The sequence below is a fragment of the Pseudomonas soli genome (assembly GCF_021283165.2).
GTDB classification, from domain to species: Bacteria; Pseudomonadota; Gammaproteobacteria; order Pseudomonadales; family Pseudomonadaceae; genus Aquipseudomonas; species Aquipseudomonas soli.
In genome coordinates, this window is sequence record NZ_CP128543.1 from 4,320,761 (window position 1) to 4,342,687 (window position 21,927).

General features: G+C 62.0%; 18 protein-coding genes. 5 read left to right on the forward strand and 13 right to left on the reverse strand.

Features of this window, described 5'->3' with window-relative positions:
- Nucleotides 1-24: 24 nt before the first annotated feature.
- The 8 genes from LU688_RS19965 to flgB all read right to left on the reverse strand — a co-directional run bounded on the left by LU688_RS19965 (nucleotide 25) and on the right by flgB (nucleotide 10,888).
- Nucleotides 25-4,428: a beta strand repeat-containing protein gene (locus LU688_RS19965; RefSeq protein ID WP_289678226.1), complete on the reverse strand. Its 4,404-nt coding sequence runs from the start codon at nucleotides 4,426-4,428 to the stop codon at nucleotides 25-27.
- Between the two features lie 65 nt (nucleotides 4,429-4,493).
- Nucleotides 4,494-5,804: an HlyD family type I secretion periplasmic adaptor subunit gene (locus LU688_RS19970; protein ID WP_201755081.1), complete on the reverse strand. Its 1,311-nt coding sequence runs from the start codon at nucleotides 5,802-5,804 to the stop codon at nucleotides 4,494-4,496.
- Nucleotides 5,804-7,534 carry a type I secretion system permease/ATPase gene (locus LU688_RS19975; RefSeq protein WP_094011883.1) on the reverse strand — a complete coding sequence of 577 codons (1,731 nt, stop codon included), beginning with the start codon at nucleotides 7,532-7,534 and terminating at the stop codon, nucleotides 5,804-5,806. Before LU688_RS19975 ends, LU688_RS19970 begins: the two co-directional genes overlap by 1 nt.
- Before the next feature lie 118 nt (nucleotides 7,535-7,652).
- On the reverse strand, nucleotides 7,653-7,838 hold the full coding sequence (locus tag LU688_RS19980) for a hypothetical protein (RefSeq protein ID WP_094011882.1): 186 nt from the start codon (nucleotides 7,836-7,838) through the stop codon (nucleotides 7,653-7,655).
- Between the two features lie 72 nt (nucleotides 7,839-7,910).
- A complete protein-coding gene (gene flgE, locus LU688_RS19985) occupies nucleotides 7,911-9,284 on the reverse strand; it encodes a flagellar hook protein FlgE (RefSeq protein WP_094011881.1) in 1,374 nt (457 codons plus the stop codon).
- A gap of 30 nt (nucleotides 9,285-9,314) precedes the next feature.
- Entirely contained in the window at nucleotides 9,315-10,019 is a 705-nt protein-coding gene (locus LU688_RS19990) for a flagellar hook assembly protein FlgD (RefSeq protein WP_094011880.1), read from the reverse strand.
- A 15-nt stretch (nucleotides 10,020-10,034) separates the two neighbouring features.
- On the reverse strand, nucleotides 10,035-10,478 hold the full coding sequence (gene flgC, locus LU688_RS19995) for a flagellar basal body rod protein FlgC (RefSeq protein WP_046854643.1): 444 nt from the start codon (nucleotides 10,476-10,478) through the stop codon (nucleotides 10,035-10,037).
- 2 nt (nucleotides 10,479-10,480) lie between these two features.
- Nucleotides 10,481-10,888, reverse strand: a complete 408-nt coding sequence (flgB, locus tag LU688_RS20000) for a flagellar basal body rod protein FlgB (RefSeq protein WP_046854642.1) — start codon at nucleotides 10,886-10,888, stop codon at nucleotides 10,481-10,483.
- A 329-nt stretch (nucleotides 10,889-11,217) separates the two neighbouring features.
- Between flgB and LU688_RS20005 the strand changes: the two genes are divergently transcribed.
- Nucleotides 11,218-13,824, forward strand: coding sequence for an autotransporter family protein (locus LU688_RS20005; RefSeq protein WP_232888126.1), 2,607 nt, complete (start codon nucleotides 11,218-11,220; stop codon nucleotides 13,822-13,824).
- 71 nt (nucleotides 13,825-13,895) lie between these two features.
- On the opposite strand, the gene cheR is transcribed toward LU688_RS20005, so the two are convergent.
- Together cheR and LU688_RS20015 are read right to left on the reverse strand one after the other, a co-directional pair.
- Nucleotides 13,896-14,723, reverse strand: a complete 828-nt coding sequence (cheR, locus tag LU688_RS20010; protein WP_046854641.1) for a protein-glutamate O-methyltransferase CheR — start codon at nucleotides 14,721-14,723, stop codon at nucleotides 13,896-13,898.
- A 51-nt stretch (nucleotides 14,724-14,774) separates the two neighbouring features.
- Nucleotides 14,775-15,704 (reverse strand): chemotaxis protein CheV, encoded by a 930-nt coding sequence (locus tag LU688_RS20015; RefSeq protein ID WP_046854640.1) that lies wholly within the window; start codon nucleotides 15,702-15,704, stop codon nucleotides 14,775-14,777.
- A gap of 64 nt (nucleotides 15,705-15,768) precedes the next feature.
- On the opposite strand from LU688_RS20015, the gene flgA reads away from it, so the two are divergent.
- From flgA to LU688_RS20035, 4 genes are all read left to right on the forward strand, one after another.
- On the forward strand, nucleotides 15,769-16,518 hold the full coding sequence (flgA, locus tag LU688_RS20020) for a flagellar basal body P-ring formation chaperone FlgA (protein ID WP_094011887.1): 750 nt from the start codon (nucleotides 15,769-15,771) through the stop codon (nucleotides 16,516-16,518).
- A 175-nt stretch (nucleotides 16,519-16,693) separates the two neighbouring features.
- Nucleotides 16,694-17,008, forward strand: coding sequence for a flagellar biosynthesis anti-sigma factor FlgM (gene flgM, locus LU688_RS20025; protein ID WP_046854639.1), 315 nt, complete (start codon nucleotides 16,694-16,696; stop codon nucleotides 17,006-17,008).
- Nucleotides 17,009-17,055: 47 nt separating this feature from the next.
- Nucleotides 17,056-17,523: a flagella synthesis protein FlgN gene (locus LU688_RS20030; protein ID WP_094011878.1), complete on the forward strand. Its 468-nt coding sequence runs from the start codon at nucleotides 17,056-17,058 to the stop codon at nucleotides 17,521-17,523.
- Between the two features lie 79 nt (nucleotides 17,524-17,602).
- On the forward strand, nucleotides 17,603-18,346 hold the full coding sequence (locus LU688_RS20035; RefSeq protein ID WP_046854637.1) for a flagellar brake protein: 744 nt from the start codon (nucleotides 17,603-17,605) through the stop codon (nucleotides 18,344-18,346).
- A gap of 151 nt (nucleotides 18,347-18,497) precedes the next feature.
- Here LU688_RS20035 and LU688_RS20040 read toward each other — a convergent pair whose 3' ends face one another.
- The 3 genes from LU688_RS20040 to bkdR all read right to left on the reverse strand — a co-directional run bounded on the left by LU688_RS20040 (nucleotide 18,498) and on the right by bkdR (nucleotide 21,888).
- Nucleotides 18,498-19,823: an MFS transporter gene (locus tag LU688_RS20040; protein WP_094011877.1), complete on the reverse strand. Its 1,326-nt coding sequence runs from the start codon at nucleotides 19,821-19,823 to the stop codon at nucleotides 18,498-18,500.
- 130 nt (nucleotides 19,824-19,953) lie between these two features.
- Nucleotides 19,954-21,195 (reverse strand): glutamine synthetase family protein, encoded by a 1,242-nt coding sequence (locus tag LU688_RS20045; RefSeq protein WP_177182930.1) that lies wholly within the window; start codon nucleotides 21,193-21,195, stop codon nucleotides 19,954-19,956.
- Nucleotides 21,196-21,399: 204 nt separating this feature from the next.
- Entirely contained in the window at nucleotides 21,400-21,888 is a 489-nt protein-coding gene (gene bkdR / locus LU688_RS20050; protein WP_028691050.1) for a Bkd operon transcriptional regulator BkdR, read from the reverse strand.
- Nucleotides 21,889-21,927 lie beyond the last annotated feature (39 nt).

Consider the following 21,927-nt stretch of genomic DNA (forward strand, 5'->3'; position numbering starts at 1 on the left):
ACGCTACCTGGCGACACTTGGCTGTCAGGTGATGGTGAAGGTATCTCCGTTGTTGGTCTGGAACGACTCGATGGTGTTCGAGCCGGCGTACCAATTACTGAGCATCACACCAGAATCCAGGTTGCCGGCATTCCAGTCCGCCTTGGAGAAGATATAGGCATTGACGCCATCGTTCTGTACCACGACATCCTGGAATGTCTGGATGTTCTTCAGCACGACCACATCGATACCAGCGGTACCGGTGTCCTGAATCACCACGCCAGCCTTGGAATAGATGGTGTAGATATCACTGCCCTCACCCCCAAAGGCATAACCGGCGCTCATCATGTCAAGGCGGTCGGCACCGGCACCACCATACAGCTCATAGGCGTAGCCATTGCCAACGAGGCGATCATTGCCGTCATCACCGTACGCCTTGCCATTGGCGGTCTGGATCGTGTCGTTGCCAGCGTCCCCATGATAGATGGAGCCTGTATCGTTCAACGCACCCGTGATGGTGTCGTCGCCGTCACCACCATTGATCGTGTCCGCCTGGGCAACCTGGGTATTGGCCGGGCGCGCCAAGGCGCCGAAATCGGTGGAATAGATACCATCCCCGTAGAGAATGTCATTGCCCGCGCCGCCATTGATGACGTCATCACCTTCCGCGCCGTAGAGCGTGTTCGCCCCGGCATCGCCATTGAGCACATCAGCGAACGCGGAGCCCGCCACCCCCTCGATACCGCTTAGTACATCACCCTCGGCATGCCCACCCCCCACAACCCCCGTGGCAAGATCTACCGACACACTAGCATTACTCGAGATGTACCAGGCCGAATCCCGCCCGGCCCCGCCATTGATCACATCCGCCCCAGCGCCGCCGATGAAGTTCTCGCTCGCGGCAGTCCCGATGAACGTGTCATTGAAGGCCGTGCCCTCGAAGCTCTCGATACTGGTGAACAGGTCATTGCCGGTTGCGTTCAGATCGAGCGTGATGCCAGCCCCCTCACCCGCGAACGTCAACAGATCGACGCCGCCAGCGCCATTGAAGTCATTGGCCTGGTCGTTGGCCACGAAGACATCACCCAAGGATGATCCGACGAACTTCTCGATGCCCTCGAAGGTATCGCCTTCGGCGATGCCACCGTGCTGGCCGGTCTTGAGATTCAGGAGGATGCCTGAACTGCTGTCGCCATACGAAACGGTGTCGATACCCGCCCCACCGACGAATCGGTCGGCACCAGCGCCACCAAACAAGGTGTCATTGCCAGCACCACCGACAATCACATTGTTACTGGCATTGCCATAGCCGGTGAAGTTGCCGGTACCGATGAAGGTCAGGTTCTCCACCTCGTTGGTCAGCGTGTAGTTGGCAAGGGTCGTGCGCACCTCGTCGATGCCGCCACCAGCCTGCTCGACCACGCCAGCGGTGCTGTACAGGTAGTAGACGTCGTCACCGGCGCCACCGGCAAAGCTCTTGCTCGAGCCTGTCGCCTGCATGATGAAGGTGTCGTTCTGGCTACTGCCGATGACACTGTACATGCCCGTGAACTTGTCACCCTCGGCGTCACCACCCTGCCCGCTGCCGCCATTACCCTCTATCGTGATCTTCACCGCCTGCTCGGACAGCGAATAGTCCAACGTGTCGTTCAGACCGCCCTCGAAGGTGTGCGCACGGGCATCGCTGATGAAGGTGTCGGCGTAGTTCGAACCTTGGAACACCTCGATGCTGTCGAAGGTATCGCCTGCGGCGATACCAGTATGCACACCGGTCTTGAAGTTCAGGGTGATGCCAGCACCGGCGTCGGTATACGACACGGTATCGTTGCCCGCGCCACCGATGAAGCGGTCGGCACCGGCGCCACCACGCATCACGTCGTTGCCACTGCCACCGGTGATGATATTGTCGCTGGCATTGCCAACCCCGGTAAAGTTGCCGGTACCAATGTAGGTGAGGTTTTCCACCTCAGGGGTCAGGGTGTAGCTGGCCAGGGTCGTGCGCACCTCGTCGATGCCACCACCAGCCTGCTCGAACACGCCAGCGGTGTTGTGCAGATAGTAGACGTCGTCACCGGCACCACCGGCAAAGCTCTTGCTCGAACCTGTCGCCTGCATGATGAAGGTGTCGTTCTGGCTGCTGCCGATGACACTGTACATGCCCGTGAACTTGTCACCCTCGGCGTCGCCACCCTGCCCCTTGCCACCGGTGTTGTCGATTGTGATGGTCACTGCCTGCTCGGACAGTGAATAGTCCATCGTGTCGTTAAGACCGCCCTCGAAGGTGTGCGCACGAGCGTCACTAATGAAGGTATCGGCGTAGTTCGAACCCTGGAACAGTTCGATGCTGTCGAAGGTATCGCCAGCGGCGATGCCGGTGTGCACGCCAGTCTTGAAGTTCAGGGTGATACCGGCACCGGCGTCGGTATACGACACGGTATCGTTGCCCGCGCCACCGATGAAGCGATCGGCACCGGCGCCACCACGCATCACGTCATTGCCGCTGCCACCGGTGATGATGTTGTCGCTGGCATTGCCAACCCCGGTAAAGTTGCCGGTACCAATGTAGGTGAGGTTTTCCACCTCAGGGGTCAGGGTGTAGCTGGCCAGGGTCGTGCGCACCTCGTCGATGCCGCCGCCAGCCTGCTCGAACACGCCAGCGGTGTTGTACAGGTAATAGGTATCGTTACCGGCACCACCGGCAAAGCTCTTGCTCGAACCTGTCGCCTGCATGATGAAGGTGTCGTTCTGGCTGCTGCCGACGACACTGTACATGCCCGTGAACTTGTCACCCTCGGCGTCGCCACCCTGGCCGGTGCCGCCAGAACCATCTACCGTGATCTTCACCGCCTGCTCGGACAGCGAATAGTCCATCGTGTCGTTCAGACCGCCCTCGAAGGTGTGCGCACGGGCATCGCTGATGAAGGTGTCGGCGTAGTTCGAACCTTGGAACACCTCGATGCTGTCGAAGGTATCGCCGGCGGCGATGCCGGTGTGCACGCCAGTCTTGAAGTTCAGGGTGATACCGGCACCGGCGTCGGTATACGACACGGTATCGTTGCCCGCGCCACCGATGAAGCGGTCGGCACCGGCGCCACCACGCATCACGTCGTTGCCACTGCCACCGGTGATGATGTTGTCGCTGGCATTGCCAACCCCGGTAAAGTTGCCGGTACCAATGTAGGTGAGGTTTTCCACCTCAGGGGTCAGGGTGTAGCTGGCCAGGGTCGTGCGCACCTCGTCGATGCCGCCGCCAGCCTGCTCGAACACACCAGCGGTGTTGTACAGGTAATAGGTATCGTTACCGGCACCACCGGCAAAGCTCTTGCTCGAACCTGTCGCCTGCATGATGAAGGTGTCGTTCTGGCTGCTGCCGATGACACTGTACATGCCCGTGAACTTGTCACCCTCGGCGTCGCCACCCTGGCCGGTGCCGCCAGAACCATCTACCGTGATCTTCACCGCCTGCTCGGACAGCGAATAGTCCATCGTGTCGTTCAGACCGCCCTCGAAGGTGTGCGCACGGGCATCGCTGATGAAGGTGTCGGCGTAGTTCGAACCTTGGAACACCTCGATGCTGTCGAAGGTATCGCCGGCGGCGATGCCGGTGTGCACGCCAGTCTTGAAGTTCAGGGTGATACCGGCACCGGCGTCGGTATACGACACGGTATCGTTGCCCGCGCCACCGATGAAGCGGTCGGCACCGGCGCCACCACGCATCACGTCGTTGCCACTGCCACCGGTGATGATGTTGTCGCTGGCATTGCCAACCCCGGTAAAGTTGCCGGTACCAATGTAGGTGAGGTTTTCCACCTCAGGGGTCAGGGTGTAGCTGGCCAGGGTCGTGCGCACCTCGTCGATGCCGCCGCCAGCCTGCTCGAACACACCAGCGGTGTTGTACAGGTAATAGGTATCGTTACCGGCACCACCGGCAAAGCTCTTGCTCGAACCTGTCGCCTGCATGATGAAGGTGTCGTTCTGGCTGCTGCCGATGACACTGTACATGCCGGTGAACGTATCACCCTCTGCATCACCACCCTGGCCGGTGCCGCCAGAACCATCTACCGTGATCTTCACCGCCTGCTCGGACAACGAATAGTCCATCGTGTCGTTCAAGCCGCCGTTGAACTTCTGTGCGCGAGCGTCGCTAATGAAGGTATCGGCGTAGTTCGAACCCTGGAACACCTCGATGCTTTCGAAGGTATCGCCGGCGGCGATGCCAGTGTGCACACCGGTCTTGAAGTTCAAGGTGATGCCGGCACCGGCATCGGTATACGACACAGTGTCGTTGCCCGCGCCCCCGATGAAGCGGTCGGCACCGGCGCCACCGTAAAGCGTGTCGTTGCCGTCACCACCATTGATGATGTCGTCGCCGCCCTTGCCAAAAATCTGATCGTCCCCACTGGTACCAACCAGATTATCGGGGCCTTCGGTTCCCTGAATTACAGCCATGTCTACTCATTCCTTGCACTGGTTGAACAATCCTTGCCTGAAAACGCCAACACACTCGTCGACGCTCATCCTTCCCTGAATGCCCGTTGCGCATGGTCGCCTACTGGCTTGAGCAGATAGGACAGCACGGTGCGACGACCCGTCTGGATCATCGACTCCACCGGCATGCCCGGCACCAGCGTGAGGCCGTCGAGCTTGCGCTGCTCGGCCTTGTCGATATGAATGCCGGCTCGATAGAAACCGAGACCGCTCTGCGGGTCGGTTACCTGGTCGGCGGAAAGGCGCACCACTCGCCCGAGCACTTCGGGGGTGGTTGCACGGTTGAACGCACTGAAACGCAGCAAGGCATCCTGGCCGAGTACGACCTGGTCGATGTCCTGCGGACTGATGCGCGCCTCCACCAGCAGCTCCTCATCCAATGGCACGATTTGCATCAAGGTTTCGGCCGGTGAAATCACCCCACCTACCGTATGCACCGCTAACTGCTGAACGCGACCAGCACTGGGCGCCAGCACCTCGATGCGCTTGAGCTGGTCGGCGGCGGCGACTTCGCGCTCGACCCATTCGCCCTGCTGGGCCATGAGGTCGCGCAACTCCTGAGAGACCTGCTCACGAAAACGCTGATCAACTTGCAGCAACTCCAACCGGGTCTCGGCGATGCGTGCCCGCGCCTCGGCGATGGCCGCGACCAACTGACCGCGTTCGCCCTGCAGACGAGCGATACCGCGGGCCAGTGCATTGACCCGATCAAGGGTCATCAGGCCCTTCTTCTGCAAGGTCCTGACGGCCTGGTACTCCTCGTCGATCAGGCGAATCTCCTCGCCCTTGGTACGCTGCTGCAGGTCGTGGCCGGCGATGGTCTGGGTCAGTTGCTCGATGCGCTCGCGCAACTGCTGTTTCTGCCCGTCGCGGGACTGGCGGCGGTCGGCGAACAATTGCCGCTCGCTGGCCAACACCGCCTGCACCTGGGCCTCGCTTGCACGCGCAAGCAGGCGTGGCGGGACATCCACCTGCGCCAGGCCATCACGTTCGGCCTCGAGCCGGGCCTGGCGCGCCAGGGCCTGGTCCAGGGCCTTGGCGACAATGGCGTGGCTAGCCTCCTGCAAGGTGGCATCCAGGCGCATCAGCACATCGCCGGCCTGCACCGACTGCCCTTCGCTGACCAGCAACTGCGCGACCACACCGCCAGTGGGGTGCTGGACCTTCTTCACACTGTCCTGCACCGCCACTGTCCCCGGCGCGATCACAGCGCTGGCCAACTCGGTGGCAGCCGACCACAGCAGCGCGCCACCCAGCAACACCACCACGACCCCGAGACCAACCCTCAAGTGCCAACGCAGCGATCGCACCAGCTGCTGCTCATCATCGATGCGCATCATGCCTGCCCCCCTCCCTTGGCCACTCGTGGATCGGCAATCGCCACCGGCCGTGCCAGTACCTTGTCACGCGGGCCGAACGCCGCCTGTGCGCCCTGCTCCAGCACCAACACCTGGTCCATCACCGCGAGTAGGCCGGAACGGTGGGCGATGGCCACCACCACTCCACCCCGCGCCTTCACACCTTCGATCGCCCGGGCCAGCGCACGCTCGCCTTCGGCATCGAGGTTGGCGTTGGGCTCATCGAGCACCACCAGGAACGGCTCGCCATACAAGGCCCGGGCCAAGCCGATGCGTTGCCGCTGTCCTGCCGACAGATTGACGCCACCCTCGCCGACTGGCGTGTCGTAGCCTTGCGGCAGTTGCAGGATCATTTCATGCACGCCGGCCTGACGCGCTGCCGCGATAACCGCTGCCGAATCGGCCTGCGGGTCCAGGCGCGCGATGTTCTGGCCCACGCTGGCCTCGAACAGGTCGACGCTCTGCGGCAGATAGCCGGTCAATGCCGAGCGCTGCGCATCCGGCCAAAGTTCCAGCGCCGCACCATCCAGGCAGACCTGGCCGCGGATCGCCTGCCAGGCGCCCACCAACGCCCGGGCCAGCGACGACTTGCCCGACGCACTGGGGCCGATCACCGCCAATGCGCTCCCGGCCGCCAGGCTGAAACCCACCCCCTGAACAACCAGACGTTGCACTCCCGGAGGCGCAATGCACAGGTCTGTCACCCGCAACTGGCTGCAGGCCTTGGGGAGCGAGGTCCTTTCAGGTTGCTCCGGAAAAATCTCCAGCACCGCCCGCAACTGCTGCCAAGCCAGCCGCGCGGACACCAGGCTGCGCCAAGTGCCGATGATCTGTTCGGCCGGGGCGAGGGTACGGGCAACGATGATCGAGGCTGCGACAATGGCGCCGCCGCTGAGATCCCCCTGGATCACCAGCCAGGCACCCACGCCCAGGGAGGCCGACTGCACCAACTGACGCAATGCCTTGGTGATGCCACCATAGAATCCGCCGACGTCGGCACTATGCCGTTGCAGGGTTGCATAGCGCCCCTGCAGGACTTGCCAGCGCGCTGCGGCACGATCGGTCATGCCCATCGCGGCAAGTACTTCGGCCCCGGCATGGGCTTGCTGCCCCAGTCGGTTGCGCTGACTGGCAAGTGCCGCGCCGTCGCGCATGGCCTGGCGGGTGCCACGGTCGGTGAGCCAGGTAAGCAGCACCATCAGCGCGATCATGCTTAGCGCCAACCAGCCCAGGGACGGATGGATATAGAAACTGACCGCAAGGTACACCGGCATCCAGGGCAGGTCGAAGAACGCCATGAGCCCGGGGCCAGAAATAAAGGCACGGATCTGCTCAAGCTCCTGGGCGGGTTTGAGGGGATCCTGGTCGAGCACGACTTTCAGCGGCGTGCCGGCGATGACCTTGAATACCTGCCCGCCAAGCGCGCCCTCTACCGCTGCGGCGATACGCGACATGACACGCGAGCGGATGATGTCAATCACGGCGAACACCAGGTACACCCCCGCCACCAGCAACCCTAGCGCCACCAAAGTGGGCAGGCTGCGGCTGGGAATGACCCGGTCATAGACTTCGAGCATGAACAGGGGACCGATCAACGCCAGGAGGTTGACCACGCCCGAAAACAGGGCCGCGCCGATCAGGCCTTTTTTCAAGGCCACGCCAAGCGCTGCCGGCAGCACTTTGGCACCAGTATCCTTACTGCTTTTCAAGAGTTCCGATCCTTGGAAAAAGACGCTTGCCAGACACTCGAACGAGTGAGATGGCGCGGATCATACCTGAAGAAAATCCGCCAATCGATGGCTTCAAGCCATCATTTTTTGCCTTAGGTCAAAGCGACCTGCAGGCAGCATTGTCAAAGGGCCCGGCAAAGCGTTTCCAGCCATCGCCGGGTGACAATTGCGAGCACACCAAGTGCCCATCGGCCTGGCTTTCCCAGCGCCACCAGGGAGCCATCGCGGCCTGTGCCTGGAGCAGACAGAACGCCGCAACAGCGGCAGCCAGCAGCTTTCTCATGGGGACTCTCCTTGAAAACGACGAACCCCTTCTTGCAAAGGGGTTCGTTGACAAGCGATCAGCCAGCGGCCATCAGGTCATCTGGATGATGGTCTGCATGATGGTGCTTTCGGTGGAGATGGTCTTGGCATTGGCCTGGTAGTAGCTCTGGGCCTTGATCAGCTCGACCAGTTCCTGGGTCAGGTTGACGTTGGAGGCTTCCAGCGAGTTGGACTCGATCTCGCCCAGCGTACCGGTTTTCGGCGCGTCGATACCTGGAATGCCCGAGGAGAAGGTTTCCTTCCAGCGGGTGCCGCCCGTCTGCTGCAGGCCCTGTTCGTTGGCGAAGTTGGCGATTGCCACCTGGCCGATGGCGCGGGACTGCTGATTACTGAAGCTGGCGAACATGACACCGGTGGAGTCGATCGACAGGTTCGACAGGATGCCGGTGGCATAGCCGTCCTGGGACTGCGACATACGAGCAGTTTCAGTGTTGTAGGAAGTGGTGCTCTTCATCGAAAGCTGCATGCCGTCAGCATTACCCTGGGATCCGTTGGGAGCCCAATTGCCCGCCGCATCCTTGGCGGCGGGAATCCAGTTTTTCAGGGTGAAGGTGTTGTTGACCACGCTCCAATCGCTCGCCGGCACGCCAGGTACTGGAGGCGTGCTCCCATCGTTCTTGGCCGCCATGGACTTCACCGAACCATCGGGGTTGAACGACATGGTGGCGGTCAACGGCTGGGTGCTGGACGGATTGAGCGGGTTGCGACCCTGGACCAGGGTGTACATGGTCCATTCGTTCTTACCTGTCTTGCGGTAGAACTGCTCCATGACGTGCTCGTTACCCTGGCTGTCATAGACCTTGGTAGGGAACGATTTGGTGTAGGTGCTCTGATCGGTCGGGTCGAACGGCTTGTTCGGGATCATGGTGCCGGAACCATCATCAATTTCCAGCGGAATGTCGGGGGCCGAGGAGTTCAGGTTGATGCCCTGCTCGATCAGCGTGGTGGCCTTTGGCGCCAGCGCCGAGGTATCGATCCGCAGGTCGGTCAGCACGCCCTTGACAATCTTGCCATTGGCATCGGTGCCATAACCCTGAAGGTTCAGGCCGTCCGAGGTCACCACGTAGCCGTCTTTGTTGGTCTGGAATGCACCAGCACGGGTGTAGGTCATCGAGCCGTTATCAGACAGCACGAAGTAACCCCGCCCCTGAATACCCATGTCCAGCACGTTGCCGGTGTTGTTGACATCACCCTGGCCGAACTGCTGGGAAACCGCAGCCAGGCGCACGCCGTTGCCGACCTGGTTCTTGCCCACGCCCAGGCGGTTGGAGCCTGCGTAAACGTCGGCGAACTCGGCACGCGACGACTTGAAGCCGACGGTGTTGACGTTGGCAATGTTGTTGCCGGTAACGTCCAGCTGCTTGTTGGCTGCGTAAAGACCGCTAAGGCCGATATTGAAAGACATGCATTCACTCCTTATGCCGATCTAGCGGCCTTAGATTCCAATCGATTGTACTTTCGAGACGCCGATCTTCTGGCCGCCTGCCAAGGTGAGCATCATCTCGCTACCACCCTGGAAGCTGACGCTGGTGATCTTCGCCGGCAGCAGGGTGTACATGGTCTGTGCCTTGCCATCGACCGTCGTGGTGGCGGTGAAGGTGTACTGGCCAGGGTCGACCTTCTCACCCTTCTCGTTGGTGCCGTCCCAGATGAAGTCGGCGGTGCCTTTGGCCTGTTCGCCCAGGCTGATGGTCTTGACCACCTTGCCGTCCTTGTCCTTGATCTCGACCTTGCCGTCGGTGATGTTCTGCGGCACGACAACTTGACCGGTGAAGCTGGCGGTGGTGTCGACCATCGCCTTGTCGGTGTCCAGGATCACCGAGCGCCCCACCAGCGTGGTGGCCTGCAGCGCCTGACTCGACGCTATGCCGCCAATGATGTTGTTGACGGAGCTGTTCAGGGTCTGGATACCTTCCAGGCTACTGAACTGCGCCAGCTGCGCAATGAACTCGCCGTTATCCTGCGGATCCAGCGGGTTCTGGTGCTGCATCTGGGTAACCAGCAGCTTGAGGAACGCATCCTTGCCCAGCGCGTTCTTGTCGACGGGCTCGGTGGTGGTTTTCTTGGTACCGGTGCTGACCCCGGACGCGTTGAGTACGTCGTTCAGGTTCACGCCATTGTTGGTGTTGGTCACTGCCATGGTCCGGATTCCTTATCACTGACCCAGGGTCAGTACCTTCTGCATCATGGTCTTGGCGGTGTTCATCAGTTCGGCGTTGGTCTGGAACGCGCGGCTGGCAGAGATCATGTCAGCCATCTCTTCAACCACGTTGACGTTCGGGTAGTAGACATAGCCATCCTTGTTCGCCGCCGGGTGGCTGGGCTCGTAGCGGGCTTCGAGATTGCTCTGATCCTCGATGATGCCCTTGACCTCGACACCCTGCCCGGCCTGGCCCTGGTCTTCGAACAGCGATTGGCCGGCGCCGGCCTGGGCCTGCTGGAAAGTGGTGGCGAATACCGGGTGGCGCGCACGATAGGTCTGGTCGATGCTCGACGACACGGTCTCGGCGTTGGCGATGTTCGACGCAACGGTGTTCAGGCGCGTGTTCTGCGCGCTCATGCCGCTACCGGCAATATTGAAGACACTGGCAAGGGACATGGTCACTCTCCACGCAGGGCCGATACCAGCCCTTTGAATTTACTGTTGAGCAGGGTGAAGCTGGCCTGGAAGCCAACGGCGTTTTCCGCGTAGTTCGATTGTTCCAGGTGCGCGTCCACGGTGTTCTGGTCGATCGACGGCTGCATCGGCGTGCGGTACTTGAGCGTATCGTCCATCATGGCCAGGCCTTCGGCCTCGATATGACGGCTGTCGGTACGCTCCAGGGCTATGCGTCCCTTCTGCTGCTTGTCGGACTCGGCAGCGAGTACGGACGAGAAGTCCATGTCACGCGCCTTGTAGTTGGGAGTGTCGGCGTTGGCGATGTTGTTGGCCAGTACTTCGGCACGCTGGGCGCGAAAGCCCAGTGCCTTTTCGTGAATGCCAAGCGCCTTGTCGAAGCTGATGCTCATGTCGGGGACCTTTGAAGGTGACCAGAGTTCGTTTGCTATGGCTTTAGCAAGCCCTGTGCCAACCATCTTGAACCCCATGAGTACGGGGGTTTTGCCTGTTTCATACCGCACCTTATGCCAGAAAAGCGGCAATGTGCTTCCGCCTTGAGCTACCCAGGCGGCAATCGGCAGGCGGCAAAAGCGGCAAACCAAAAAATTGACGTCAAACAAACATGTCAATTGGCCACCAATCAGGTAGCATCCGCGTCCCGCGCATCACCACACGCACGTACGGTTTTCGCCCGCATGGATGCGCGCTGCTTTCATTACGATTTCAAAGGAAAGAAACCGTGCCACCGCTGAACCTACGCAAGACCCTCCTGGCCCTTCTGATCGGCGCCAGCCCTGCTCCCGCAATGGCCCTGCCCCAGACCATCGCCCTCACCGATGCCGGCTACAAGGGCGATCACCAATCCTACGCCGACGACCTTGAGTTCAGCGGAAGCTTCACCGGTCTGGGACAGGATGCGATCGTTCTGGCGAACAGCCAGGTAATGGGCAACCTGACCCTCGGCAGCGCCATCAACGACAACACCACGATTGCCGTGGACATGGTCCATCGCAGCGACGGCATTCGCATTACCGACACCGACCTCAGCGGCTTCCTGACCAACCGCGGCAACGTGATCACCACCAGCCTGGACGGCGCCGCCTTGCGCCTGAGCGCCAGCACCGTCGACGACGACCTCACCAACGAAGGCCTGCTCAAGGCCGGCACCAGCTTCTCGTACAACAATGGCGGCCCCACCTACGGCATCGACCTGTCCAGTTCCGGCAGCTCTATCAGCCGCATCCACGGCAACCTGGTCAACGCCGCAGGCGCCCGCATCATCGCCATCGGCCGCAACTCGCGCGCCATAAACCTGGCCGGCGCGAACCTGGAAGAGCGAGTGGTCAACCGTGGCGAGATCAGCGCGACAGGCCCCGGCGCCATCGCCATCCACGCCACGACGGACGCCAGCAACCGGCCGGCGGTGCTGGCCGGCATCGACAACCAGGGGCAGATCTTCGCCGGCGACCAAGGCGCGCAAGGCATCGTGCTGGATGGCGCGAGCCTCTTCGACAGCCTGGGGCGCCACATCGACAACAGTGGCAGGATCGTAGCGGCCGACACCGCCATCCGCATTGGCAACACCACCCTTGATGGCCCAGGCGTGCCGCCCTGGCAGAAAGCCAACGGCGACCTGAACATCTTCAACAGCGGCGAGATCTGGGGCAACGTCGCCATCGACGCCTCCGGCAGCAATCGCCCTGTCGAGTTGATCATGCGCAAAGGCAGCATGATCCAAGGCGACCTCCTTGGCCTGGCCAACATCGAAGTCGAAGGTGACAGCACCTACGGGGTTGCCTATGGCGGGCGCGGCAGCAACAGCATCCGCCTGGCGAACAACGGCTGGCTCGACGTCGGCGACAGCAGCGAGCCGCCGACCACGTTCAGCCTGCAGAGCCTCCACGCCACCCTCGATGGCAACCTGCGGGTAGCCGACAACTCGGCGCTGGGCATGTGGCTGGCAGCCAGCACCGACCCAACCACCGCTGTGCTCAAGGTCAGCGGTATCGCCGAATTCGGCCAGAACGCACGAATCCTGCTGGAACCCGAGGACACCGACTTCCAGGCCGGCGGCAGCCGCTACCTGTTGCTCGAGGCCGGCCAGGTGCAGGTACTCGATGCCGGCGGCCTTCAGGTCGACCCGGACGGCAAGCCCAAGGTGGCCAGCACCTCGGCCATGCTCGACGTACTGACCAGCACCCTCGACGACAACAAGGTCTACGCCGTCGTCAGCACCAAGCCCACCGAGGCACTCGACCAGATCGTCGCCGCCCAGGGCGGTAACGGCAACGCACAACAGGCATTGGGCAGCCTCTCCCAGGCAGGCCTGCTGGCACGCCTGGGCAATCAGGACCCGTTGTTCCTCGCCGCCGCCGGCGCCGACGAGGCGCAACTGGCCAGGCTCGCCGAACAGCTGGCACCCGAGGTCAGCGATGGCGCCCGACAGGCCGCCATCACCAGCCAACGCCTGATCGGCAACGCCATTGACGGCCGCACCCACAGCTTGCGCGCCCACACCGCCAACGCATCACCCCGCACGTCCGGGGTATGGATGCAGTCGCTGTACAGCGACGCCAGCCAGCAACAACGCGACGGCATTGCCGGCTATAACGCCTACAGCCGTGGCGTGGCGGTCGGTGCCGATGGACAGGTGAACGACCAGCTCACACTCGGCGCGGCCTACAGCTTCATCGATACCGACGTCAACGGCAGGCGCGGCAACAAGACCCAGGTGCAAAGCCATGCGTTTTCGCTGTATGGCAGCTACGCCCTGGACAACTACTTCGTCGATGCCAGCCTCACCTATGGCGTCAACGACAACGAAGGCAAGCGCGAGATCGCCGGCAGCCGCGCCAAGTCGGACTACGACAGCAACCTGCTGGGGCTGAACCTGATCGGCGGCTACGGCTGGCAGGTCAACCCGCGCCTGCTGGTCGAACCCCGTCTCGCCGCGCGCTACAGCCGCGTCGATATCGACAGCTACCGCGAGAAAGGCTCGTCCGCAGCGCTCAAGGTCAAGGACCAGCGCTACGAAGCCATCGAGCTGGGCGCGGGTATTCGCCTGGCTGGCAACCTGCCGCTGGGCGCCGGCAGTCTGGAGCCGCAGTTGAAGCTGATGGCCTACCACGACTTTGCCGCCGACCCGGTGCAGAACTCCTCATCTTTCGTACTCGGCAGCACACCGTTCGTCACCCGTGGCGCCAGCGTGTCGCGCAACAGCTATGAGGCCGGCGTGGGTGCCGACTACAAGCTGGGCGCCGTGAGCGTCGGCGTGAGCTACGACTACGTGACCAAGTCGGGCTTCGATGCCGATGTGTTTTCGGCGCAGGTGCGCTACGCGTTCTGATCGCAGGCAACGCTTTTCACACCACCAACAAAAAGGCCGGTATCTCGCGATACCGGCCTTTTTGTCGGGCCTCATTTGGCCTGGTAGATGATCCCCGGGCTGCACTGGACCATCTGGTAGTGGTCCGGCAGCCCGTTGAGCGCCTCGGACGCCCCGAGGAACAGATACCCCCCGGGCTTGAGCGTGGCGTGAATACGCATGAGGATGTCCTTCTTGACCTGGGCCGAGAAGTAGATCAACACGTTGCGGCAGAACACGATGTCGAACTTGCCCAGCGGCGCATAGCTGTCGAGCAGGTTGTAGGAACGGAACTCGACGCGACTGCGGATCGGCGGCTTGATCGCCCAGCGCCCCGGCCCCTTGGTGTCGAAATAGCGCTGCAGGCGCTCCTGCGACAGGCCACGGGCAATGGCCAGGCTGTCGTACTCACCGGTCTTGCAGTTGTTGAGCATGGCACCGGACAGGTCGGTGGCGACGATCTGCGCGCCCATTTTCAACTGACCCAGGTTGGTCCGCTCGAACTCGTCGATCGCCATCGACAGCGAGTACGGCTCCTGCCCCGATGAACAGGCCGCCGACCAGATGCGCAGGCGCTGGCCCGGGTTGTTCTTGATGAACTCCGGAATCACCTTGTTCTTGAGCACCTCGAACGGGTAGGTATCGCGAAACCACAGCGTCTCGTTGGTGGTCATGGCATCGACCACCTGCTCGCGCAAGCCACCGCGTGGCTGGGTCTGGATGCGCTGCACCAGCTCGCCCAGCGACTTGATGCCCTGTTGCTCCATCAGCTTGTTGAGACGGCTGGAGACCAGGTATTGCTTATTCTCGCCCAGCAGGATGCCACAGGCTTTCTCCAGGAATACCCGGAACTGTTCGAAATCCAAATTACCCGTAGACAATGCTGCCGCCTCTTCTTAAATCGCTAGCGCCGGGGGCGAACCCCGGCCGTTTCAATGACTCGCCTTGATCCGATCGACCACGCGCTGGGCGAGGTCATCCGGCCTGAACTTGGCCAGGAAGTCATCGGCACCGACCTTCTTGACCATCGCCTGGTTGAATACCCCGGACAACGAAGTATGCAGGCAGATGTGCAGTTTTTGCATGCGCGGATCGCTGCGGATCTCCGCCGTGAGGGTATAGCCGTCCATTTCCGGCATTTCAATATCCGAGATCATCATGAGGAACTCCTCCTCCGGACGCTTGCCCTCATCCACCAGCTTGCGCAGGTAATCCAGGGCCTGGCGACCATCGTTGAGCGCCACCACCTCGACCCCCACGGTCTGCAGGCATCGACTCACCTGCTTGCGCGCCACCGACGAATCATCGACGGTCAATACCCGCAACATCACCGCCTTGTCCTGTACCTCGGCATCGATCACACCTTCCGACACCGACTCGGAAGATGGCGCCACCTCGGCCAGCACCTTCTCCACATCGATGATCTCGACCATGCGGTTGTCGACGCGCGTCACGGCAGTCAGGTAGTGATCGCGCCCGGTACCCTTGGGTGGCGGATGGATCTCTTCCCAGTTCATGTTGACGATGCGCTCGACCGAGTGCACCAGGAAGCCCTGGGTCTTGGTGTTGTACTCGGTGATGATGACGAAACTCTTGCGTGTTTCTTCCTTCAGCCCTGGCAGACCGGTCGCCATCGACAGGTCGAGGATCGGGATCGTCGCCCCGCGTATGTTGGCCACGCCGCGCACCACCGGATGGGATTTGGGCAGCAGCGTCAGGTCGGGGCACTGCAGCACTTCCCGGACCTTGAAAACATTGATGCCGTAGAGCTGGTCGCCATTGAGGCGAAACAACAGCAGCTCCAGGCGATTCTGCCCCACCAGCTGTGTACGCTGATTGACCGAATCCATCACTCCAGCCATGCCGGACTCCTTCAACGATTACCCTGTGCAGCAAGTCGGCACGGGCTTTGCTTTTTTGAGCGTCATGCATACGAAAACGACATTTTTCCGACGACTGACGCGCCTGCTGACCGGCCCCCTGGCTGTGCTGTGCCTGGTAGCACCCGGCGCGCGTACGCTGGCGGACTCTTTTACCTTGCCTGAACAGCTTATCGGTGTCACTCAAGGCTTTCTTGAATTCACCGTCGAAGATTATCTGGCCACCACCCAGACTCAGGGCCGCTACGAGATCGAAGTCAACAAACTAGACCCACGCCTGCGCATGCCGCTGTGCAGCCAACAGTTGGACGCCTCGCTGGAAGGCTCGACCCCGCTGGGCCGGGTAACAGTGAAGGTGCGTTGCGACGGTGCCGCTCCCTGGACCGTATTCGTGCCCGCCCAGGTGCGCCTGCTGCGCGATGTCGTGGTGATGACCCGGCCCCTGAAGCGCGAAAGCGTCATCGATGAAAGCGATGTGGCCCTGCGCGAGCGCGATGTAGGCACACTGGGCCCCGGCTACCTGACCCTGCTGGAGCAGGCCGTGGGCATGAAACTGCTGCGTCCCACGGTACTTGACCAGGTTTTGACCCAACAGCACCTGGAACAGGCCGAAGTGGTGCGCAAAGGCGACCACGTAGTGATCATCGCCCGCAGTGGCAACCTGAGTGTGCGCATGCCGGGCGAAGCCCTCGACAAGGGTGGGATGCAATCGCAGATCCGCGTGCGCAACCTCAATTCCAAGCGGGTGATCAAGGCACGGGTAACCGGTGCCGGGCAAGTCGAGGTCGCCATGTAACCTGCCCTGCGTCAGGATTTCGACAGAAGGGTGGCGGTGTGCAACCTCGGCCCCTAAACTCTGTCAGATATCGGGATACGCAAGCCCGCTTCAGGCCGTATTGCATTCGTGCCTAAAGTTTTTTTCGGATTGGTCGAAAACAAGGCATGCGTCCTAATTCCCAGGGGTTTTGATCATGGTCATCGACTTCAGTCGTTTGAATAACTCTCCGTCCGTCACGGGCGGCGTTCGCGGCAACACCGCGTCCGGCAACGCCGCCAAAGCCGGCGAGGCCAACGAAGCGCCCAAGCACACCGGTGCCAGCGGAGAAACAGTACATCTGAGCCCAGAGGCCCAGCAATTGCAGAAGATCAGCGACAAGCTGCGCGATCAGCCCACCGTCAACAGTGCCCGCGTGGCCGAGTTGAAACAGGCCATCGCAGACGGCAGCTACAAGGTCGACGCCGACCGGGTCGCTAGCAAACTGCTTGATTTCGAAGCTCAGCGCTAACCACCAGGCGCGCTGACTTCAAGGACGCAACACGCCAAGAGTTAGCCATGCACGACATCACTCTGCTGCAACTGATCGAAGACGACTTAGCACCGACGCAGGAACTGCTCGACCTTCTGCAAAAGGAGGCAGTTGCCCTGCACGGTCGGGATATGGCCAAGCTGGAGCAGATCCTTGCCCGCAAGCAATCCCTGATCGTCCTGCTTGAGCAGCAGGGGCTGCGGCGCAACAACCTGCTTGTTGGGCTCGGCCTCAGCGCCGACCGTGCCGGCGTGAAAGCCGTCGCCGAGCTGTCGCCCAACGGCGAGATCATCATGCAGCAGCTCGATGTGCTGACCCAACTGATGGACAACTGCCAGCAGGTCAACGAGACCAACGGGCGGATCATCCAGGCGCAGCAACACGCCACGACCAATCAGATCAGAATCCTCATGGGCGGCGACTCCCCGTCGCTCTATGACAGCCGTGGCGCCACGTCGCCCATGGACAAGCCCCGGGCAATCAGCCAGGTTTGATTATTTGTTTCAAGGCACGGAACATACTGGCAAAATGCCGTAACTTGCGTGTGCCGTTTTGCCTGGAGATTGATAACCCGTGTTCAATGAATCCGATGCTCCCCAGCCCCCAAAGGTGCTGACCACCCCTTTGGAGATCGCGGCCAACTTGCGCCAGCTGCTGGATAGCCACGACCCGCTGATCATCAGCTTCCATGAGCGCAGCCAGCGGTTCCAGAGCTATGTAGTGCATGTCGACCGGGAAAGCGGTGTCCTGGCACTGGATGAAATGATCCCTCGCGACGGCGAGAAGTACATCGAGAGCGGCGAACCCTTCCGCATCGAAGGCTTCCACGACGGCGTGCGCATCGCCTGGGAAAGCAGCGTACCGCTGACCATCACCGAGATCGACGGCCACCGCTGCTACCGTGGCCCTCTGCCCGATGAAGTGACCTATCACCAGCGCCGCAATGCCTTCCGCGCCGCGCTGAAGCTGTCGCAACTGGTCGACGTGACCCTCGATGGCACCCACCTCAAGGGCAATGGCGCGCTGCGCGGCAAACTGCTGGATATCTCGGCCACCGGCTGCAAACTGCGCTTCGACGGCAACGTCGAGGATCGCCTGCAACTGGGCCAGGTCTACGAGCGCTTCAAGGCCGGCAACCCACTAGGGTTGACCGACACGCTGGTCGAACTGCGCCACCTGCACTTCGAAGAGCGCATCAACACCACCTTCGCCGGGGTACGCTTCCACAACCTCAACGGTCAGGCCCAGCGCAAGATCGAGAGCTTCGTCTACCAGCTGCAGCGTGAAGCGCGGCGGTTCGACAAGGACGACTATTGATCGTCGCCAGCCCATGAAAAACGCCACCCCTCGGGTGGCGTTTTCATTCGTGCGGAAGATAACCCAAGCCTCTGTAGAAGCGGCTTTAGCCGCGATACAGCCAACCCGGTGCCGACACCCGCTTCGCGGGTGATCGCGGCTGAAGCCGCTCCTACACAGTCCCTTCGACCTTAGGCGCCACCGTGCCCTTCTCATCCTCTTCGGTATCTTCCGCCGCCACCGGCGCCTGCATCACATCCTGCACCGTCTGTTCATCCACCCGTGGGTCGAGTGCCGCCGACAAGGGCGAGCCCGCCGCCGGCATAGCCACGTGCCCCAGTGGCGCATCCTGAACCTGATGCAGCCCGGTAACGGCCTTGGGCCGGATGCGCCACACCAGCACCAACGAGAAAAACACGAAAAAGGCGTAGAGCATCTGCGCGCCCAGCAGCTTCATCAGCACCCCGGCCGCCAACGGCCCGATACAGGCGCCCACACCATAGGTGACCAGCAGCATGGCGGTCAGCGAGACCCGCCGCTCGCTCTCCACGTGGTCATTGGAGAACGCCACCGCCAAGGGGTACAGGCAGAACTGCAACAGCGATATGACAAAGCCCATGGCGAACAGCAGCTCGAGCGGAACACCCGGCAGGATCGCCAGCGGCGCGGCGGCCAGTGCCAGGCCGATGGCCACGCTGCGGATCAGCACGGCGCGGTCATAGCGGTCGGAAAGCCAGCCCAGAGGCCACTGCACCAGCAGCCCGGCAAAGATGCAGCAGCCCATGAACAGGCCGATCTGCTCGGTGCTCAGCCCCTGGCTGGACGCATACAGCGGCGCCAGGCCATAGAAAGAGCCGACGATCAGGCCCGAACCGAGTACCGTGGACAGCGATTGCGGCACGCGCTTGATGAAGAACTTCGGCTCCATCGGCGCCGGGCGCAACGGTGCGGGGTGAATGCGCCGGGTCATGGCCACCGGCACCAGGCACAAGGCAAAGCACATCGCCACCAGCATCAGCAGCTCCGGCCCCAGTTGCGGGTGCACTACGAGGATCAGCTGGCCGAGTACCAGCCCCAGGTAAGAGGCGATCATGTAGCCGCTGAACACCGCGCCGCGGTGCTTGGCGTCGGCCTGTTCATTGAGCCAGCTCTCGATGACCATGTACTGGCACATCATCCCCAGGCCGACGATCATGCGCAGTCCGACCCAGGCCGGCAGCCAGTTGGTCAGCCCATGCCCGAGCACCGCGGCGCCGACGATGCCGGCACAAGTGGCATAGGCACGAATATGCCCGACCCGGCCGATCAATCGGTGCCCTACCTTGCCCCCCACCGCCAGGCCGAAGTAGTTGGCCGCCATCAGCGCACCGATCCACAGGCTATCGACATGATCGGCGGCCAGGCGCAAGGCCAGGTAGGTACTCAGCAGGCCCGAGCCGATCAGCATCATCAAGGCAGCGAAGTAAAGCGACTGAAACGGCTTCCAGATATTTCGCATACGTTCCGTCAAGCTCCTTGACCAGGTGGCGTTGGGTTGCAGGCAAGCATAAAAGCAAATCCATCTTGGCACAGGCCCCCAAGCATCAAAAAGAGCCGTGGGGGCGCATCCAGTAGCGGTCGTGTCGCGCTCAGGCCTGCGCGGCCAGCACACGACGCTCCCAGGGGGTGATTTCATCGAAGAAATCGCTCAGCTCCAAGGTCTTGGTGGCGATGTAGCCTTCGATGAACTCCCTGCCGAACAGTTCCCGCGCCAGGCCGCTGCGCTTGAGCCGCTCAAGCGCGGCATGCAGGGTGCAAGGCAGGCTCAGGTGCTCCGGCACCTCGAACTCGCCCTGGATGGCCGGCGTCGGCGCAATCTGCCGTTCGATACCGTACAGGCCGGCGGCGAGGCTTGCGGCAATGGCCAGGTAAGGGTTGGCATCGGCGCCCGGAAGGCGATTTTCCACCCGCCGCGCCACAGGCGCGCTGGCCGGGATGCGCAGGCCCGCGGCACGGTTGTCCTCGGACCAGCAAGCGTTGTTCGGTGACGCATAGGGGTGGCACAGGCGCTGGTAGGAATTGACGTTCGGCGCGAACAGCGCGGTGAAATCGGCCAGGCAGGCCTGCAGGCCACCGATGAAATGGTGGAAGGTGTCGGTCGCCCTACCCTGCTCGTCGCTGAACACGTTGCGCCGACTGCCGACCTCCACCAGGCTCTGGTGAATGTGCATCGAACTGCCGGGCGTGTGCGCCAGTGGCTTGGCCATGCACACTACGGTCAGACCATACTTGAGCGCGACCTCCTTGAGCAGGTGCTTGAACAGGAAGGTCTGGTCGGCCAGCAGCAAAGGATCGCCGTGCAGCAGGTTGATCTCGAACTGGCTGACGCCCATCTCGTGCATGAAGGTGTCGCGTGGCAGGCCCAGCGCCGCCATGCAGCGGTACACCTCGTTGAAGAACGGGCGCAGACCGTTGTTGGAGCTGACGCTGAAGGCCGAGTGGCCCATCTCCCGGCGTCCGTCCTTGCCTAGCGGCGGCTGGAATGGCTGGCTCGGGTCGCTGTTGGCGGCAAAGACGAAGAACTCCAGCTCGGTCGCCACCACCGGTGCCAGCCCGCGCTCGGCGTACCTGGCGATCACCGCCTTGAGCTGGCCACGGCTGGACAACCCCGAAGGAGTGCCATCGAGTTCCACCGCATCGCAGATCGCCAATGCCCGAGGTTCGTCGCTCCAGGGCAGGCGGTGGATCTGCGAGGGTTCGGCCACCAGCGCGAGGTCGCCATCGTCGCTGCCATAGTATTTTGCCGCCGGGTAACCGCCCATGATGCACTGCAGCAGCACGCCACGGGCCATCTGCAGGCGGCGCCCCTCGAGGAAGCCCTCGGCGGTCATCACCTTGCCGCGGGGCACGCCGTTGAGGTCGGGGGTGACGCACTCGATTTCATCGATGCCCTCCAGGAGCACTGCCTGGTTGCGCGGGCCTTCGGTCGTCATGACGCTGTCCTTCTTGTTGTGTTCGCATGCCGGGAATGGCGACGCACACAACATAGGCCGGGGGTGTTTAAAATATCAAGCACCCCAGGCACCGCGCCCGGATCATTGCTCGCGCAACGTCATGCCATTGGCCGGCAGCGGCAACGCGGTCTTGTAGCGCACCTGCTTCAAGGCAAAGCTGGAGCGAATGTTCGCCACCCCGGGCAAGCGGGTCAGGTAATCGAGAAAGCGCTCCAGTGCCTGGATGCTTGGCAGCAGCACCCGCAGCAGGTAGTCCGGATCCCCGGTCATCAGGTAACACTCCATCACCTCCGGGCGCTCGGCAATTTCTTCCTCGAAGCGATGCAGCGACTGCTCCACCTGCTTTTCCAGGCTAACGTGGATGAACACATTCACATCCAGACCCAGCGCCTCGGGCGACAGTAGCGTGACCTGCTGGCGGATCACCCCCAGCTCCTCCATGGCCTTGACCCGATTGAAGCACGGCGTGGGCGACAGGTTGACCGAGCGCGCCAGCTCCGCGTTGGTGATGCGGGCGTTTTCCTGCAGGCTGTTGAGGATGCCGATATCCGTTCGATCCAGTTTACGCATGAGAGAAATTGACCTGGTTTTTGTGTTTGTACGGAATGT

Coding starts and splice junctions, on each gene's coding strand:
- LU688_RS19965 (WP_289678226.1), bottom strand. CDS start 4,428: ATGGCTGTAATTCAGGGAACCGAAGGCCCCGATAATCTGGTTGGTACC.
- LU688_RS19970 (WP_201755081.1), bottom strand. CDS start 5,804: ATGCGCATCGATGATGAGCAGCAGCTGGTGCGATCGCTGCGTTGGCAC.
- LU688_RS19980 (WP_094011882.1), bottom strand. CDS start 7,838: ATGAGAAAGCTGCTGGCTGCCGCTGTTGCGGCGTTCTGTCTGCTCCAG.
- flgE (WP_094011881.1), bottom strand. CDS start 9,284: ATGTCTTTCAATATCGGCCTTAGCGGTCTTTACGCAGCCAACAAGCAG.
- LU688_RS19990 (WP_094011880.1), bottom strand. CDS start 10,019: ATGGCAGTGACCAACACCAACAATGGCGTGAACCTGAACGACGTACTC.
- flgC (WP_046854643.1), bottom strand. CDS start 10,478: ATGTCCCTTGCCAGTGTCTTCAATATTGCCGGTAGCGGCATGAGCGCG.
- flgB (WP_046854642.1), bottom strand. CDS start 10,888: ATGAGCATCAGCTTCGACAAGGCGCTTGGCATTCACGAAAAGGCACTG.
- LU688_RS20015 (WP_046854640.1), bottom strand. CDS start 15,704: ATGGCTGGAGTGATGGATTCGGTCAATCAGCGTACACAGCTGGTGGGG.
- flgA (WP_094011887.1), top strand. CDS start 15,769: ATGCATACGAAAACGACATTTTTCCGACGACTGACGCGCCTGCTGACC.
- flgM (WP_046854639.1), top strand. CDS start 16,694: ATGGTCATCGACTTCAGTCGTTTGAATAACTCTCCGTCCGTCACGGGC.
- LU688_RS20030 (WP_094011878.1), top strand. CDS start 17,056: ATGCACGACATCACTCTGCTGCAACTGATCGAAGACGACTTAGCACCG.
- LU688_RS20040 (WP_094011877.1), bottom strand. CDS start 19,823: ATGCGAAATATCTGGAAGCCGTTTCAGTCGCTTTACTTCGCTGCCTTG.
- LU688_RS20045 (WP_177182930.1), bottom strand. CDS start 21,195: ATGACCGCCGAGGGCTTCCTCGAGGGGCGCCGCCTGCAGATGGCCCGT.
- bkdR (WP_028691050.1), bottom strand. CDS start 21,888: ATGCGTAAACTGGATCGAACGGATATCGGCATCCTCAACAGCCTGCAG.